General features: G+C 61.7%; 13 protein-coding genes. 9 read left to right on the top strand and 4 right to left on the bottom strand.

All coding sequences use genetic code 11. The features are described from left to right. Positions 1–264 precede the first annotated feature (264 nt). From AB4N48_RS18220 to pcaC, 9 genes are all read left to right on the top strand, one after another. Positions 265–1,122: a CoA transferase subunit A gene (locus AB4N48_RS18220; RefSeq protein WP_073475850.1), complete on the top strand. Its 858-nt coding sequence runs from the start codon at positions 265–267 to the stop codon at positions 1,120–1,122. Beyond that, positions 1,122–1,901, top strand: coding sequence for a CoA-transferase subunit beta (locus tag AB4N48_RS18215; protein ID WP_016771341.1), 780 nt, complete (start codon positions 1,122–1,124; stop codon positions 1,899–1,901). Before AB4N48_RS18220 ends, AB4N48_RS18215 begins: the two co-directional genes overlap by 1 nt. Continuing rightward, positions 1,898–3,103, top strand: a complete 1,206-nt coding sequence (pcaF, locus tag AB4N48_RS18210) for a 3-oxoadipyl-CoA thiolase (protein WP_460094134.1) — start codon at positions 1,898–1,900, stop codon at positions 3,101–3,103. Before AB4N48_RS18215 ends, pcaF begins: the two co-directional genes overlap by 4 nt. Before the next feature lie 36 nt (positions 3,104–3,139). Then, complete coding sequence (gene pcaH / locus AB4N48_RS18205) at positions 3,140–3,844, top strand: protocatechuate 3,4-dioxygenase subunit beta (protein ID WP_129998851.1); 705 nt, start codon at positions 3,140–3,142, stop codon at positions 3,842–3,844. Between the two features lies 1 nt (position 3,845). Beyond that, positions 3,846–4,412: a protocatechuate 3,4-dioxygenase subunit alpha gene (gene pcaG / locus AB4N48_RS18200; protein WP_076566302.1), complete on the top strand. Its 567-nt coding sequence runs from the start codon at positions 3,846–3,848 to the stop codon at positions 4,410–4,412. A 195-nt stretch (positions 4,413–4,607) separates the two neighbouring features. Beyond that, complete coding sequence (locus tag AB4N48_RS18195) at positions 4,608–5,903, top strand: MFS family transporter (protein WP_041478914.1); 1,296 nt, start codon at positions 4,608–4,610, stop codon at positions 5,901–5,903. A gap of 45 nt (positions 5,904–5,948) precedes the next feature. Next, positions 5,949–7,313: a 3-carboxy-cis,cis-muconate cycloisomerase gene (locus AB4N48_RS18190; protein ID WP_460094133.1), complete on the top strand. Its 1,365-nt coding sequence runs from the start codon at positions 5,949–5,951 to the stop codon at positions 7,311–7,313. Positions 7,314–7,324: 11 nt separating this feature from the next. After that, positions 7,325–8,116: a 3-oxoadipate enol-lactonase gene (pcaD, locus tag AB4N48_RS18185; protein WP_310214661.1), complete on the top strand. Its 792-nt coding sequence runs from the start codon at positions 7,325–7,327 to the stop codon at positions 8,114–8,116. A 10-nt stretch (positions 8,117–8,126) separates the two neighbouring features. Beyond that, positions 8,127–8,519, top strand: coding sequence for a 4-carboxymuconolactone decarboxylase (gene pcaC / locus AB4N48_RS18180; protein ID WP_007917093.1), 393 nt, complete (start codon positions 8,127–8,129; stop codon positions 8,517–8,519). A 103-nt stretch (positions 8,520–8,622) separates the two neighbouring features. Here the strand turns inward: pcaC and AB4N48_RS18175 are convergent, their stop codons facing one another. The 4 genes from AB4N48_RS18175 to emhB form a co-directional block, all read right to left on the bottom strand. Continuing rightward, a complete protein-coding gene (locus AB4N48_RS18175; protein WP_460094132.1) occupies positions 8,623–9,429 on the bottom strand; it encodes a methyltransferase domain-containing protein in 807 nt (268 codons plus the stop codon). A 292-nt stretch (positions 9,430–9,721) separates the two neighbouring features. Further along, the gene (locus AB4N48_RS18170; RefSeq protein WP_460094131.1) at positions 9,722–10,981 is read right to left on the bottom strand and encodes an OprD family porin; all 1,260 of its coding nucleotides are present in this window, start codon (positions 10,979–10,981) and stop codon (positions 9,722–9,724) included. A gap of 378 nt (positions 10,982–11,359) precedes the next feature. Next, positions 11,360–12,820 (bottom strand): efflux RND transporter outer membrane subunit EmhC, encoded by a 1,461-nt coding sequence (emhC, locus tag AB4N48_RS18165; protein WP_252885491.1) that lies wholly within the window; start codon positions 12,818–12,820, stop codon positions 11,360–11,362. Further along, positions 12,817–15,981, bottom strand: a complete 3,165-nt coding sequence (gene emhB / locus AB4N48_RS18160; protein ID WP_460094130.1) for an efflux RND transporter permease subunit EmhB — start codon at positions 15,979–15,981, stop codon at positions 12,817–12,819. The genes emhC and emhB overlap by 4 nt, the downstream gene beginning before the upstream one ends. Positions 15,982–15,984: the final 3 nt, after the last annotated feature.

Raw genomic sequence — 15,984 nt, 5'->3', positions numbered from 1 at the left:
CGATTGTTCCCACGCTCCGCGTGGGAATGCCTCAACGGACGCTCTGCGTTCGGCTGTACAGGGACGCGGAGCGACCCCGGCTGCATTCCCACGCGGAGCGTGGGAACGATCATTAGGGAAGCAACAATCCGTTCGATAAACGAACACTCAGTCGATTATCGGATTGTTTGGCGATTTTCCCGAGCTTAATCTTCAGTGACTCCGGCGCTGAACCTCGCGCCTTTTTATCACTGGCGATTCCTTACAAGAACAGGAGCCCGCTCCATGGCTGAGATCCTTTCGCTGCACGACGCGGTGAAGCAATTCGTCAACGACGGCGATACCGTCGCCCTCGAAGGCTTCACTCACCTGATCCCTACGGCAGCGGGTCATGAAATCATTCGTCAAGGCAAGAAAGATCTGACGCTGGTGCGGATGACGCCTGACCTGATCTACGACCAACTGATCGGCGCCGGTTGCGCGCGCAAACTGATTTTCTCCTGGGGCGGCAACCCGGGTGTGGGTTCGCTGCACCGTCTGCGTGACGCGGTCGAGAAACAATGGCCGCATCCGCTGGAAATCGAAGAGCACAGCCACGCCGACCTCGCCAACGCCTACGTTGCCGGCGCGTCCGGCCTGCCGTTCGCGGTGCTGCGTGCCTACGCCGGCTCCGACCTGCCGAAGGTCAATCCGCTGATCAAAACCGTGACCTGCCCGTTCACCGGCGAAGTGCTGGCGGCAGTGCCATCGGTGCGCCCGGACGTCACCGTGATTCACGCGCAGAAAGCCGACCGCAAGGGCAACGTGTTGCTCTGGGGCATTCTCGGTGTGCAGAAAGAAGCCGCGCTGGCCGCCAAACGCTGCATCGTCACCGTGGAAGAAATCGTCGACGACCTCAACGCACCGATGAACGCTTGCGTACTGCCGACCTGGGCCTTGAGTGCGGTCTGTCACGTGCCGGGCGGCGCGCATCCGTCCTACGCCCACGGTTACACCGAGCGTGACAATCGTTTCTATCAGGCGTGGGACCCGATCGCTCGCGACCGTGAGACGTTTACCGCGTGGATCAACGAATACATCCATGGCTGCGCTGACTTCAGCGAATTCCAGGCCAAATTGGCCGCTGCTTCGGAGGCCAAGTAATGACTTACACCACCAATGAAATGATGACCGTCGCGGCGGCCCGGCGCCTGAAGAACGGCTCGGTATGCTTCGTCGGCATCGGCCTGCCATCGAAAGCCGCCAACCTCGCGCGCCTGACTTCATCGCCGGACGTGGTGCTGATTTACGAATCCGGCCCGATTGGCGCTAAGCCGAGCGTACTGCCGCTGTCCATCGGTGACGGTGAGCTGGCCGAGACCGCCGACACCGTGGTGCCGACCGGTGAGATTTTTCGCTATTGGTTGCAGGGCGGGCGCATCGACGTTGGCTTCCTCGGCGCCGCGCAGGTCGACCGTTTCGGCAACATCAACACCACCGTAGTCGGCGACTACCACGCGCCGAAAGTGCGCCTGCCGGGTGCCGGTGGCGCGCCGGAGATTGCCGGTTCGGCGAAAAGCGTGCTGATCATCCTTAAACAGTCGGCGCGTTCGTTTGTCGACAAACTCGACTTCATCACCTCGGTCGGTCACGGCGAGGGCGGCGATTCGCGTAAACGTCTGGGCCTGCCGGGCGCCGGGCCGGTGGGCATCATCACCGACCTGTGCATCATGGAACCGGAGGAGGGTACCCATGAATTTGTGGTCACAGCCCTGCATCCGGGCGTGACCCGCGAGCAAGTGGTCGCCGCCACCGGCTGGGCGATCCGTTTTGCCGACTCCGTTGAAACCACCGCTGAGCCGACCGAAGTCGAGCTGACGGCGCTGCGTGATCTTGAAGCGCGCACCGCTGCCGCCCACGGTCAGGCGCCGGGAGAAGCATGATGCGTGACGTGTATATCTGCGACGCGATTCGCACCCCTATCGGCCGTTTCGGTGGCGCACTGTCCGCCGTGCGCGCCGATGACCTCGCCGCCGTGCCGATCAAGGCCCTGATGGAGCGCAATCCATCGGTGGACTGGAGCGCCGTCGATGAGGTGTTTCTCGGCTGCGCCAACCAGGCCGGCGAAGACAACCGCAACGTTGCGCGCATGGCATTGCTGCTCGCCGGTCTGCCGGACAGCGTGCCGGGCGTTACGCTCAATCGCCTCTGCGCTTCGGGCATGGACGCGATCGGCACCGCATTCCGCGCCATCGCCAGTGGCGAGATGGAGCTGGCGATTGCCGGTGGCGTCGAGTCGATGTCCCGCGCGCCATTCGTGATGGGCAAGGCCGACGCGGCGTTCTCGCGCAACATGAAACTGGAAGACACCACCATCGGCTGGCGTTTCATCAATCCGCTGATGAAGGCGCAGTACGGCGTCGATGCCATGCCGCAGACCGCTGATAACGTCGCCGACGACTATAAAGTCTCGCGCGCAGATCAGGACGCCTTTGCCTTGCGCAGTCAGCAGCGTACCGCCGCCGCTCAAGCCGCCGGTTACTTCGCTGAAGAAATCGTCGAAGTGCGCATCGCCCACAAAAAGGGCGAAACCGTGGTCAGCCAGGACGAACATCCGCGCGCCGACACTACGATTGAAGCGCTGGCCAAACTGAAGCCAGTCAATGGCGCGGACAAAACCGTCACCGCCGGCAATGCCTCCGGGGTCAACGATGGTGCTGCTGCGCTGATTCTGGCGTCAGCCGAAGCGGTGAAAAAACACGGCCTGACTGCTCGCGCAAAAGTGCTCGGCATGGCCAGCGCCGGCGTCGCACCACGGGTGATGGGCATCGGCCCGGTGCCGGCGGTGCGCAAACTGACCGAGCGCCTCGGCGTGGTGGTCAGCGATTTCGACGTGATCGAACTCAACGAAGCGTTTGCCAGCCAAGGTCTGGCGGTACTGCGTGAACTGGGGCTGGCGGATGACGCGCCGCAGGTCAACCCGAATGGCGGCGCGATTGCCCTCGGTCATCCGTTGGGTATGAGCGGTGCGCGGCTGGTGCTGACGGCCCTGCATCATCTGGAAAAGACTGGCGGCAAGAAAGGTCTGGCGACCATGTGCGTCGGTGTTGGCCAGGGTCTGGCCCTGGCCATCGAACGTGTCTGACGCGCTGCGGCACTTACAAGAACTGAGGAAAGCGAAATGACTGACAAGCCTGGTTACCGTCGCCCACAGGCAGGCACTCAGCCTGACTACCTGCACCCGACGTATCAATCCACCAACCTGCGCTCGCCGTCCAAGCCTTTGGTGTACCTGCCCCATTCACTCTCGGAAATCACCGGGCCGACCATCGGTGCCGAACACGTTGCCGAGAAGGACAATGACCTGACCGCGCAGCACGACGGCGAGCCGTTGGGGGAGCGCATCATCATTCACGGCCGCGTGCTCGACGAAGACGGCCTGCCGGTGCCGGGAATTCTGGTGGAGATCTGGCAGGCCAATGCCGCCGGTCGTTACAACCATGCCCGCGACCTGCACGACGCGCCGCTGGACCCGAACTTCACCGGCACCGGCCGCACCGTCACCGATGCCGATGGCTGGTACCAGTTCCAGACCATCAAGCCCGGCGCCTATCCGTGGGGCAACCACCACAACGCCTGGCGCCCGGCGCACATCCATTTTTCCCTGTTTGGGCCGAGCATTCTTACGCGTCTGGTCACGCAGATGTACTTCCCCGGCGACCCGCTGCTGGCGTATGACCCGATCTACAACTGCGTGCCGGACACTTCGGCCAAGGAACGCCTGATCGCCAGTTTCGATCTGGAAAAAACCATTCCGTCCTACGCCCTCGGTTACCGCTGGGACATCGTGCTGCGCGGCCGTGAAGCCACGCCGATGGAGAAATAAGATGACGCTCTATGCGACCACGTCCCACACCGTCGGGCCGTATTACCACATCGGCCTGACCTGGCTGAACCGCGAAACCCTGGCCAACGAGCTGACCCTCGGCGAGCGCGTGGCAATCACCGGCCAAGTGGTGGATGGCAATGGCGATGTCGTCAACGACGCCATGCTCGAAGTCTGGCAGGCCAACGCCGCCGGCAAGTACGACCACCCGGAAGATCAGCAGGACAAACCGCTCGACCCGAATTTCGAAGGCTTTGGCCGGGTGCCGGTGGACGCCGAAGGGCGCTTCCGTTTCACCACGATCAAACCGGGCACCGTGCCGGGGTTGAAAGGCTCGACCCAGGCGCCGCATCTGGTGGTGCTGGTGTTTGCCCGTGGTTTGGTCAAGCATTTGCTGACGCGGATTTATTTCGAGGGCGAACCGGCAAACGTTGCTGACCCGTTGCTCGAGTGCGTGCCGGCGGAGCGTCGCCAGACGTTGCTGGCCAAGGCGGATGCGTCGGGTGTTTACCAGTGGAATGTGGTTCTGCAGGGCACCGATGCCGAGACGGTGTTCTTCGATTATTGAGAGAACACCCCAAAAACCAGTCGGCGCGGTATTCAGATGAACCGCGTGTATCTGATTTGCGAGTGCTTCGCACTCGAGCGGGGATAAATCCCCTCGCCACAAAGGCTGATCCAGACGTGGGTGAAGATCCGATGTGGAACGGGACTGTTGCAAAGTATGTCTAGACTGTGACTGTCCCTATCGAGTGAAAAAACAATGACAACCACCACCTCTCACTACACCGGCGAAGAGCGCAGCAAGCGCATCTTCGCCATCGTCGGCGCTTCCTCCGGCAACCTCGTCGAATGGTTCGACTTCTACGTCTACGCCTTCTGCGCGATCTATTTTGCCCCGGCGTTCTTCCCTTCCGATAACCCCACTGTGCAACTGGTCAACACCGCTGGCGTATTCGCCGCCGGGTTCCTGATGCGGCCGATTGGTGGCTGGATTTTCGGCCGGGTCGCTGACAAGCACGGGCGCAAGAACTCGATGCTCATCTCGATTCTGATGATGTGCTTCGGCTCGTTGCTGATCGCCTGTTTGCCGACCTACAAGGACATCGGCGTCTGGGCGCCAGTGCTGTTGCTGTTTGCGCGTTTGCTGCAAGGTCTGTCGGTCGGCGGCGAGTACGGCACCACCGCGACTTACATGAGCGAAGTCGCGCTCAAGGGCCAGCGCGGATTCTTCGCTTCGTTCCAGTACGTGACGCTGATTGGCGGACAACTGCTGGCGGTGTCGCTGGTGGTGGTGCTGCAACAGTTCCTCACTGAAGAAGACCTGCGTGCCTACGGCTGGCGGATTCCATTCGTGGTCGGTGCGGTGGCGGCGCTGATTTCGCTGTTCCTGCGTCGTTCGCTGAAGGAAACCACCAACAAAGAAACCCGCGCACACAAAGACGCCGGCAGCATCACTGCACTGTTTCGCGATCACAAAGCGGCGTTCATCACCGTGCTCGGCTACACCGCTGGCGGCTCGCTGATTTTCTACACCTTCACCACCTACATGCAGAAATACCTGGTGAACACCGCCGGGATGCACGCCAAGACCGCCAGCTACATCATGACCGGCGCGCTGTTCCTGTATATGTGCATGCAGCCGCTGTTCGGCATGCTCGCCGACAAGATCGGCCGGCGTAATTCGATGCTCTGGTTCGGCGCCCTCGGCACGCTGTTCACCGTGCCGATTCTGCTCAGCCTGAAAAGCATCAGTAGCCCGTTCCTCGCCTTCGTGCTGATCACCCTGGCGCTGGCGATCGTCAGTTTCTACACCTCGATCAGCGGGCTGGTGAAAGCCGAGATGTTCCCGCCGGAAGTCCGCGCGCTTGGTGTCGGCCTGGCTTACGCGGTGGCGAATGCAATCTTCGGCGGTTCGGCGGAATTCGTTGCCTTGAGCCTCAAGGCTGGCGGCATGGAAAACGCCTTCTACTGGTACGTCACGGCGATGATGGCGGTGGCTTTCCTGTTCAGCCTGCGTTTGCCCAAGCAGGCGAAGTATTTGCACCACGATCTGTAAACCCATGTGCGCGGGCTGCGAGGCCCGCGCCGGCAAGGACTGTTTATGACTCAGCGACCGGGCAATCAATTGTTCGATGCCTACTTCACCGCCCGCGATATGCGCGAAGTGTTCTGCGATCAGGGCCGGGTGCAGGCGATGCTTGATTTCGAAGCGGCGCTGGCCCGGGCCGAGGCGCGGGTCGGGCTGATTCCTTCATCGGCCGTGGCACCGATTGCCGCAGCGTGCGACGCGGGCCTGTATGACTTCGCGGCGCTGGGCGAGGCGATTGCCACGGCCGGCAATTCGGCGATTCCACTGGTCAAGGCCTTGGGCAAGCAGATCGCCTCGAGCGATGCCGAGGCCGAGCGCTATGTGCATCTGGGTGCGACCAGCCAGGACGTGATGGATTCCGGGCTGGTCTTGCAATTGCGCCAGGCGCTGGCGCTGATCGAAAACCAACTGGCACAACTGGCCGACTCGCTCGCCGCTCAGGCACAACGTTTCGCCGCCACGCCGCTGGCCGGGCGCACCTGGCTGCAACACGCGACGCCAGTGACCCTCGGTATGAAAATCGCCGGTTGGTTGGGCGCCGTGACGCGCAGCCGTCAGCGTCTGCAACAACTGAAGCCACGGCTGCTGGTGCTGCAATTCGGTGGCGCCTCCGGCACGCTCGCGGCGCTGGGGGAACAGGCGTTGCCGATTGCCGAAGCCTTGGCCGAGGAACTGCAACTGACCCTGCCCGAGCAACCGTGGCACGCCCAGCGTGACCGCATCGTCGAGTTCGGCGCGGTGCTTGGCCTGATCGCCGGCAGCCTCGGCAAATTCGGCCGCGACATCAGCCTGTTGATGCAGACCGAAGCGGCGGAAGTGTTCGAGCCCGCCGCACCGGGCAAGGGTGGTTCGTCGACCATGCCGCACAAACGCAATCCAGTCGGCGCGGCGGTGCTGATCGGCGCGGCCACGCGGGTGCCGGGGCTGGTGTCGACGCTGTTCAGCGCGATGCCGCAGGAACACGAACGCAGCCTCGGTTTGTGGCACGCCGAATGGGAAACCCTGCCGGAGATCTGCTGCCTGGTGTCCGGTTCGCTGCAACAGGCACGTTTGCTGGCCGACGGTCTGGAAGTCGATGCGGCGCGCATGGCCCGCAACCTCGAATTGACCCAAGGCCTGGTGCTGGCCGAAGCGGTGAGCATCGTCCTCGCCCAACGCGTCGGCCGCGACACCGCGCATCACCTGCTCGAACAATGCTGCAAACGCGCCGTGGCCGAGCAGCGCCATCTGCGTGCGGTGCTGGCTGACGAGCCGCAAGTCACCGCCGAACTCAGTGGCGCTGAACTCGATGATCTTCTGAACCCCGCGCATTACCTTGGCCAGGCGCAAGCCTGGGTCGAGCGCGCGGTGGCTGAACACAACGCTTTGACTGTCTGAAGGAGAGGGCTGTGGCTTTCGTTCAACTCGCCGATGGCGAACTGCACTATCAAATAGAAGGCCCGGCCGCTGCGCCGGTGCTGGTGCTGTCCAACTCGCTGGGCACCGACCTGCACATGTGGGACGCGCAGATGCCGGCGTTCACCGAGCATTTCCGCGTGCTGCGTTTCGACACGCGCGGCCATGGGCAATCGCTGGTCACCGAAGGGCCGTACAGCATCGAGCAGTTGGGCCATGACGTACTCGGTCTGCTCGATGCGCTGCATATCGAGCGCGCGCATTTCTGCGGACTGTCGATGGGCGGGCTGATCGGTCAGTGGCTGGGGATCAACGCAGGCCATCGTCTGCACAAACTGATCGTGTGCAACACGGCGGCGAAAATCGGCGATCCGTCGGTATGGAATCCACGCATCGAAACCGTGTTGCGTGACGGCCCGGCGGCGATGGTCGCACTGCGTGATGCCTCGATTGCGCGCTGGTTCACCCCAGACTTTTCCGCAGCGCATCCCGAGGCGGCGAAGAAGATTACCGACATGCTCGCCGCGACCAATCCACAAGGTTATGCGGCCAACTGCGCGGCCGTGCGAGATGCCGATTTTCGTGAACAACTGGCTTCGATCAACGTGCCGTTGCTGGTGATTGCCGGCAGCGAAGATGCGGTGACGCCGCCGTCCGGCGGGCACTTCATTCGCGACCATGTGCGCGACGCCGAGTACGCCGAGTTCCATGCGGCGCATTTGTCCAACGTGCAGGCCGGCGCCGATTTCAGCGACCGTGTGCTGGCGTTTTTGCAGGCTCAGTGAGGAAGATTTTGTGGACGAGAAACAACGTTACGACGAAGGCATGCAAGTACGCCGCGCGGTGCTGGGCGATGCCCACGTCGATCGCAGCCTGACCACGCTGACCGAGTTCAACTCGGAGTTCCAGGAAATGATCACCCGCCACGCCTGGGGCGACATCTGGACGCGTCCGGGCCTGCCCCGGCACACCCGCAGCCTGATCACCATCGCCATGCTGATCGGCATGAACCGCGAGGGCGAACTGAAACTGCACCTGCGCGCAGCGGCCAATAATGGTGTGAGCCGTGGCGAGATCAAGGAAGTGATCATGCAGAGCGCGATCTACTGCGGCATACCGGCGGCGAACGCGACGTTTCATTTGGCGGAATCGGTGTGGGATGAACTCGGGGTTGAATCCCGCGAGTGAGGTTGTTGCACTGACGCCTTCGCGAGCAGGCTCGCTCCCACATTGGAATGCATTTCCCTGTGGGAGCGAGCCTGCTCGCGAAAGCGGTAGCGGCCGTAACGAATCACACCCTGGCGACAATAAATATTCGCTTGAATGCAAACAACGTATGCCCATCCTCCTCCTGCGGATAATGCTCATGCACCCGCATCAGGTAGTGATAGATAAACCGCGCCTGTTCCGCTGAACTCAACGCCTGCATCACCGGCCGCAGCGCCGAGACCTTCACCCAGTCATACACCGGCGACTTGCCGTCAACCATCTGCAACTGCTCGGTCTCCCAGATATCCAGCGACGTAGTCATGGGCGCGAGCAACCGATAGTAATCCTCCAGTGCCAATAACGGCCGCGCCGCCATGCGCTGGCGCAGTTCAGGCGTGCCCAGTGGTGTGCCACCGGGGCCGCCGTTTTCGAGGGTGTCGAGCATCAGCCGATACCACAGCGCATCGCGCCAGTCCGGCATGTGCGCCGCCAGACAGCCGCCGGGATTCAGATAACCGAGCAGGCGCGGCAGCAGTTTTTCATGGCCTTCGATAAAGTGCAGCACGGCGGCCGCGAACAGCAGATCCGCCGGCTGCTCAGGTTGCCAATCAAGCAGGTCGCAATGTTTCCACAACGCCCGGATCGGCAGGCAGCGTGCCTCATCGAGCATCTGCGCGGAGCTGTCGACGCCCTGCAACTGCGCGCGCGGCCAGCGTTTGGCCAACAACTGCGTGGCAATGCCGGTGCCGCAGCCCAGATCGTAAATACGTTGGGGATTTTGCAGTTCGATACGGTCGAGCAATTCGTTGACCGGACGTTGTCTGAGACGGGAAAACTGCTGGTACGCCTTGGCGTCCCAATCGGGTGCAGTGGTGCGGCGTGTGATCATGAGGTGATCCTCCGGTGATCAAATGGTGTCTTCCGATGACAACCTGGTGCACAGCTGGAGACCGACTACGAAACGGAAGCGTGAAGGGTTGGAGCACCTGAGTCCTTCAGGTTTGCTCACTGTAACTGTCGCCCGCAAAAGCGCTACATGGCCTGACCAATGACATGCATCTGTGATGGGAATCAAATGTGGGAGCGAGCATGCTCGCGAAGGCCATTTCATATTCGACACAGATGTCGACTGAAGCAGCGCTTTCGCGAGCAGGCTCGCTCCCACAGTGGAGCATGTTTGGTTAAAGCAGGCTGATCGGGTAGCTGACGATCAATCGGTTCTCGTCGAACTCGTTGTTGCTGAAGTCGCGGCGCATGGTCGAGTTGCGCCATCTGACGTTCAAATCCTTCAAAGTGCCGCTCTGCACCGTGTAACCGAGTTCCGATTCGCGACCCCATTCCTTGCCGTCGGTGATCGTCCCGGTGTGCACGTTGTCGCCGCTGATGTAGCGGTTCATCAGGGTCAGGCCGGGGATGCCCATGGCGGCGAAGTTGTAGTCGTGACGCAACTGCCAGGAGCGTTCCTGAGCGTTGTCATAACTGGCGTTGTAGCTGTCGTTGGCCAGGGTGCCGCCACTGGTGCCGTTGACGCGCATCCAGGCGCTGTCGCCGGTGAGTTTTTGCAGGCCGAGGTAGAACGTGTTGCCGCCGTACTTGGCCGAAAACATCCCGTACCAGGTCTTGTTGTCCAGATCGCCGGCACGCGCGCTGCCATCTTCCTTGCCGTAGAAAAAGCCGAGGTTGGCGCCCAGCGTCCAGTCGCCGAGCGGCTGACTGTGCAGCACATTGAGGTACTGCTGGCTGTAGATGTCCTTGAGTTGCGCATTCCATAAGCCGATCTGTGTGCGCTTGTCGTTGAACAGGTATTCGCCGCCCTGGAAGTTGAAACGGTCAGAGGTGAACGCGGCTTTGCCGGTCATCGACATGTCGCTCATGCTGCTGTCGTCGCGCGGGCTGTTGGCGCGGAACTGGCCGCCATAGAGGGTCAGGCCGGCGACTTCCTTGGAGGTGATCTGGCCGCCACGGAAGGTTTGCGGCAGCGAGCGACCGTCGTCCGAACGCAGAATCGGCAATACCGGCATCCACTCGCCGACCTTGACCTCGGTCTGCGAAAGTCTTGCCTTGAAGGCGACGTTGGTGCGACCGAAGTTGTCCGCCGGGCGGCCGTCATGGTCCAGCGGCAACAACTGCGTGCCGCCCGTGCCTTTACCGCCATCGAGCTTGATCGAATACAGCCCGAGTACGTCCATGCCGAAACCGACGGTGCCTTGGGTAAAGCCGGATTTGGCGTCGAGGATGAAACTCTGCGTCCATTCTTCAGCCTTGCCCTGGGTTTTGGTCGGGTTGGTGAAGTTGCGGTTGATATAGAAGTTGCGCAGGTTCAGGTTGACCTTGGCGCCTTCAACGAAGCCGCCTTCTTCGGCGCTTGCCGGCAGGGCCAGACCGGCGATGGCCAGGGCGATCACAGCGGGCAATGCGTAGGGCACAGGGAAAACTGTCATGGACTTGGGTCTCTCTTGTTTTTTTAGGGCGAACGGGTGCGCTGCGGCCGGTTTTCGGGGTGCAGACCTGGAAAGTATTCAGGGGTGAAACGATGGCAATCAGCCGGACGGGGCAGGGCGCGGGAGCATGGTGTCGAACCTGTTGTTATTGGTTTTGTGGAGCGAATGGTGCGGGGGGCGGATGTTTGGATTCAATTGGGAAAAGCGGGTTTTGGGCGATTATCGAACAGCATTGAAGATCAAAAGATCGCAGCCTTCGGCAGCTCCTACAGGGCAACGCATTTCAAATGTAGGAGCTGCCGAAGGCTGCGATCTTTTGATTCTCAGGCAACAAAAAGCCCACCAATCGGTGGGCTCCTTGTATTCAGCCGATGATGATCAGAACAGCTTCATCTTCGGCGCTTCTTCTTTCAGCGCTTCGTTCTGCGCGGTCTGCGCATTCCAGCCACCGCCCAAGGCCTTGTACAGGTTGACCGCACTGGTCAGCTGCGCGAGGCGGTCGGTGATCAGCGCTTGTTGTGCGCTGAACAACTGACGCTGGGCATCGAGGAAGGTCAGGTTGCTGTCGACGCCGATGCGATAGCGACGTTCGGCCAAGCGGTAGTAATCCTGGTTGGCCTGCACGAAGTCACGCTGCGCTTGCAACTGCTCGGTGTAGGTCTGGCGGGCGGCGAGGCCGTCGGCGACTTCCTGGAAGGCGGTCTGGATGGACTTCTCGTAGTTCGCCACGCCAATGTCCTTCTGGATCTTGGCGTAGTCGAGGCTGGCGCGCAGGCTGCCGGCGTTGAAGATCGGCAGGTTGATCTGCGGCTGGAACAGCCACGTCCCCGAACCACCCTTGAACAGGCCGGACAGGTCCGGGCTCAGGCTGCCCGCGTTGGCGGTCAGGCTGATGCTCGGGAAGAACGCTGCACGGGCCGCGCCGATATTGGCGTTGGCCGCCTTCAGGTTGTACTCGGCCTGGAGGATGTCCGGACGACGTTGCAGCAGGTCCGAAGGCAGACCGGCCGGTACGTCGCTGAGCAGGTCATCAGACAGCGGTTTGGCCGTTTGCAGATTGGCCGGAATACCGGTGCCGAGCAGCAGGGTCAGGCTGTTTTCGTCCTGCGCGACCTGGCGGGTATAACGCGCCAATTGTGCCCGGGCGTTTTCCACGGAAGTGCGCGATTGCGCCAGGTCCAGCGCCGAGGCCACACCGACTTCGTTGCTGCGGCTGGTCAGCTTGTAGCTTTCTTCGAAGGCACCGAGGGTGTCCTGCGTCAGCTTGAGCAGTTCCTTGTCCGCTTGCCAGGTCAGGTAAGCATTGGCGACGCTGGCGACCAGACTGATCTGCGTACTGCGGCGTGCTTCTTCAGTAGCGAAGTACTGTTGCAACGCTTGCTCGCTCAGGCTGCGCACCCGACCGAACAGGTCGAGTTCATAGGCGCTGACGCCGACGGTAGCCGAGTAGGAGCTGCTGATCATCGACTCGCCGGTCTGCGAGGCACGGGCCGGCAGACGCTGGCGGCTGCCGGCGGCATTGGCCGACACTGCCGGGAACAGGTCGGCGCGCTGGATGCGGTACTGCGCCGCGTAAGCGTCGATGTTCAGCGCCGCGACACGCAGGTCGCGGTTGTTTTCCAGGGCGACCTGGATCAGCTGTTGCAGGGCAGGGTCATGGAAAAACTGCTTCCAGCCCTGTTCGGCAGCGGCTTGCGCCGGAGCCTGGGCCGGCGAATATGCCGGCCCCTGCGGGTACTGACCTGCGACCGGAGCCTCAGGCTGCTGATAGTCAGGTATCAGCGAGCAACCGCTCAGCACGAAGGCGGCGACTGCGATGGAGAGTAGCGACTTGCTCATTGGCCAGCCTCTTTAGGAGTTTCAGTAGTCTCATCCGCGTCGGTCTTTTTACGCTGACCGATGGACGACACAGTAACGAAGAACAGTGGGACCCAGAAGATCGCCAGGATCGTGGCCGTGAGCATACCGCCAATCACGCCGGTACCGATCGCGTGCTGACTGCCTGAGCCGGCGCCGGTGGAAATCGCCAGCGGCACAACACCGAGAACGAAGGCCAGCGAGGTCATGATGATCGGGCGCAGACGCATGCGGCAGGCTTCAATTGCCGCTTCACGCAGGCTGCGTCCCTGTTCATGCAGTTCCTTGGCGAATTCGACGATCAGAATGGCGTTTTTAGCCGCCAGACCGATGGTCGTCAACAAGCCCACCTGGAAGTACACGTCGTTGGACAGACCGCGCAGGCTGGTAGCCATCAGTGCACCGATGATCCCCAGCGGTACCACGAGCATGACCGCGATCGGAATCGACCAGCTCTCATACAGCGCCGCCAGACACAGGAACACCATCAGCAGCGACAGGGCGTACAGCGCTGGCGCTTGCGAGCCGGACAGACGTTCCTCGTAGGACAGACCGGTCCAGGAGATACCGACACCGGCCGGCAGCTTCTTGGCAATCGCTTCGACTTCAGCCATCGCTTCACCGGTGGAGTAGCCAGGCGCCGGAGCCCCGAGGACTTCGACCGCTTCCACACCGTTGTAACGCGCCAGTTTCGGCGAACCGTAGACCCACTCACCCTTGGCGAACGCCGAGAACGGAACCATGGTGCCTTCGGCGTTGCGCACGTACCACTTCTTCAGGTCTTCGGGGCTCATGCGCGAATCCGGCTGGCCCTGCACGTAGACTTTCTTCACCCGACCACGGTCGATGAAGTCGTTGACGTAGCTACTGCCCAGCGCGATCGACAGGGTGTTGTTGATGTCGCTGATGGTGATGCCGAGGGCACTGGCCTTCTCGTCGTCGATTTCCAGCTGGAACTGCGGCTCGTCGTTCAGGCCGTTCGGACGCACCTGGGTCAGCACCTTGCTTTGCGCCGCCATGCCGAGGAACTGGTTACGCGCTTCCATCAGCTTTTCGTGACCGATACCGGCGCGGTCCTGCAGGAATACGTCGAAACCGGTGGCGTTACCCAATTCCAGAACCGCTGGCGGGGCGAAGGCAAACACCATCGCGTCACGGAAGCTGAAGAAGTGTTGCTGGGCACGCGCGGCGAGCTTGAACACGCTGTTGTCGGCGTTACGTTCGCCCCACGGTTTGAGCATGATGAACGCCATACCCGAGCTCTGCCCACGGCCGGCGAAGTTGAAGCCGGTCACGGTGAACACCGAAGCCACCGCGTCCGCTTCACCGCCGTCCTTGTTCGGACGCAGCAGATACTCACGCATTTCATCCACGACCACCTGCGTGCGATGGGCACTGGAACCGGCCGGGGTCTGCACCTGTGCGAACAGTACGCCCTGGTCTTCTTCCGGCAGGAACGCGGTCGGGATGCGGGTGAACAGCCAGATCATGCCGACGACGATCAGCAGATACGCCAGCAGGTACGGCGCCTTGCGGGTCAGCATGTTGCCGACGCCGCGCTCGTAGCTGCGCACGCCACGGTCGAAGTTGCGGTTGAACCAGCCGAAGAAACCTTTCTTCGGAGTGCCGTGCTCGCCTTTCGGAATCGGCTTGAGCATGGTCGCGCACAGCGCCGGGGTGAAGATCAGGGCAACCAGTACCGACAGGGCCATGGCCGACACGATGGTGATCGAGAACTGCTTGTAGATCACACCTGTCGAGCCGCTGAAGAATGCCATCGGCAGCAGTACCGCCGAGAGTACGAGGGCGATACCGACCAGTGCGCCCTGGATCTGGCCCATGGATTTCTTCGTCGCTTCCTTCGGTGACAAGCCTTCTTCGCTCATCACCCGCTCGACGTTTTCCACCACGACGATGGCATCGTCCACCAGCAGACCGATGGCCAGCACCATGCCGAACATGGTCAGGGTGTTGATGCTGAAACCGGCGGCGGCGAGGATGCCGAACGTACCGAGCAGTACCACTGGCACGGTCATCGTGGTGATGACGGTGGCGCGGAAGTTCTGCAGGAACAGGAACATCACCAGGAACACCAGCGCGATCGCTTCGACCAGGGTGTGCACCACGCCTTTGATCGACTCGGTCACCACCGGAGTGGTGTCGTACGGGAACACCACTTCCATGCCTTGCGGGAAGAACGGCTTGAGGCTGTCGATGGTGTTGCGCAACGCTTTGGCGGTATCGAGAGCGTTGGCACCGTTGGCCAGTTTCACCGCCAGACCGGACGCCGGGCTGCCGTTGAACTGGGCGCTGATCGCGTAGTTCTCGCCGCCGAGACCAACTTCAGCCACGTCTTTGAGGCGAACCTGCGAGCCGTCCTTGTTGACCTTGAGCAGGATTTCCTTGAACTGCTCGGCGGTCTGCAGACGGGTCTTGCCGATGATCGTCGCGTTCAGTTGCTGGCCCTGCACGGCAGGCAAGCCACCGAGCTGACCGGACGACACCTGGACGTTCTGCGCAGCAATGGCGTTCTTCACGTCGACCGGGGTCAGGTTGAAGTTGTTCAACTTGGCCGGGTCGAGCCAGATACGCATCGCGTACTGCGCACCGAAGACCTGGAAGTCACCGACACCGGCGGTGCGCGAGATCGGGTCCTGCATGTTCGACACGATGTAGTTGGACAGGTCGTCCTTGCTCATGCTGCCGTCACGCGAAACCACGCCGATCACCAGCAGGAAGTTCTTCACTGCCTTGGTCACGCGGATACCCTGTTGCTGCACTTCCTGCGGCAGCAGCGGGGTGGCCAGGTTCAGCTTGTTCTGAACCTGGACCTGCGCGGTGTCGGAGTTGGTGCCTTGCTCGAAGGTCGCGGTGATGGTCATGCTGCCGTCGGAGTTACTTTCCGACGACACATAACGCAGGTTGTCGATACCGTTGAGCTGTTGCTCGATGACCTGGACCACGGTGTCCTGCACGGTTTGTGCGGACGCACCCGGGTAGGTCACCTGGATCGCAATGGCCGGTGGCGCAATGCTCGGGTATTGGTTGATCGGCAATTTCAGGATCGAAAGTGCCCCGACCAGCATGATCACCAGGGCGATTACCCAGGCGAAAATCGGACGGTCGATGAAGAATTTTGACATGGG

The organism is Pseudomonas sp. S2_C11, from assembly GCF_054668395.1.
This window is presented reverse-complemented; position numbering and strand designations above follow the sequence as displayed.

Excerpts from the sequence above, each read along its gene's own strand:
- AB4N48_RS18220 (WP_073475850.1), top strand. The coding sequence starts at position 265 with ATGGCTGAGATCCTTTCGCTGCACGACGCGGTGAAGCAATTCGTCAAC.
- AB4N48_RS18215 (WP_016771341.1), top strand. The coding sequence starts at position 1,122 with ATGACTTACACCACCAATGAAATGATGACCGTCGCGGCGGCCCGGCGC.
- pcaF (WP_460094134.1), top strand. The coding sequence starts at position 1,898 with ATGATGCGTGACGTGTATATCTGCGACGCGATTCGCACCCCTATCGGC.
- pcaH (WP_129998851.1), top strand. The coding sequence starts at position 3,140 with ATGACTGACAAGCCTGGTTACCGTCGCCCACAGGCAGGCACTCAGCCT.
- pcaG (WP_076566302.1), top strand. The coding sequence starts at position 3,846 with ATGACGCTCTATGCGACCACGTCCCACACCGTCGGGCCGTATTACCAC.
- AB4N48_RS18195 (WP_041478914.1), top strand. The coding sequence starts at position 4,608 with ATGACAACCACCACCTCTCACTACACCGGCGAAGAGCGCAGCAAGCGC.
- AB4N48_RS18190 (WP_460094133.1), top strand. The coding sequence starts at position 5,949 with ATGACTCAGCGACCGGGCAATCAATTGTTCGATGCCTACTTCACCGCC.
- AB4N48_RS18175 (WP_460094132.1), bottom strand. The coding sequence starts at position 9,429 with ATGATCACACGCCGCACCACTGCACCCGATTGGGACGCCAAGGCGTAC.
- AB4N48_RS18170 (WP_460094131.1), bottom strand. The coding sequence starts at position 10,981 with ATGACAGTTTTCCCTGTGCCCTACGCATTGCCCGCTGTGATCGCCCTG.
- emhC (WP_252885491.1), bottom strand. The coding sequence starts at position 12,820 with ATGAGCAAGTCGCTACTCTCCATCGCAGTCGCCGCCTTCGTGCTGAGC.
- emhB (WP_460094130.1), bottom strand. The coding sequence starts at position 15,981 with ATGTCAAAATTCTTCATCGACCGTCCGATTTTCGCCTGGGTAATCGCC.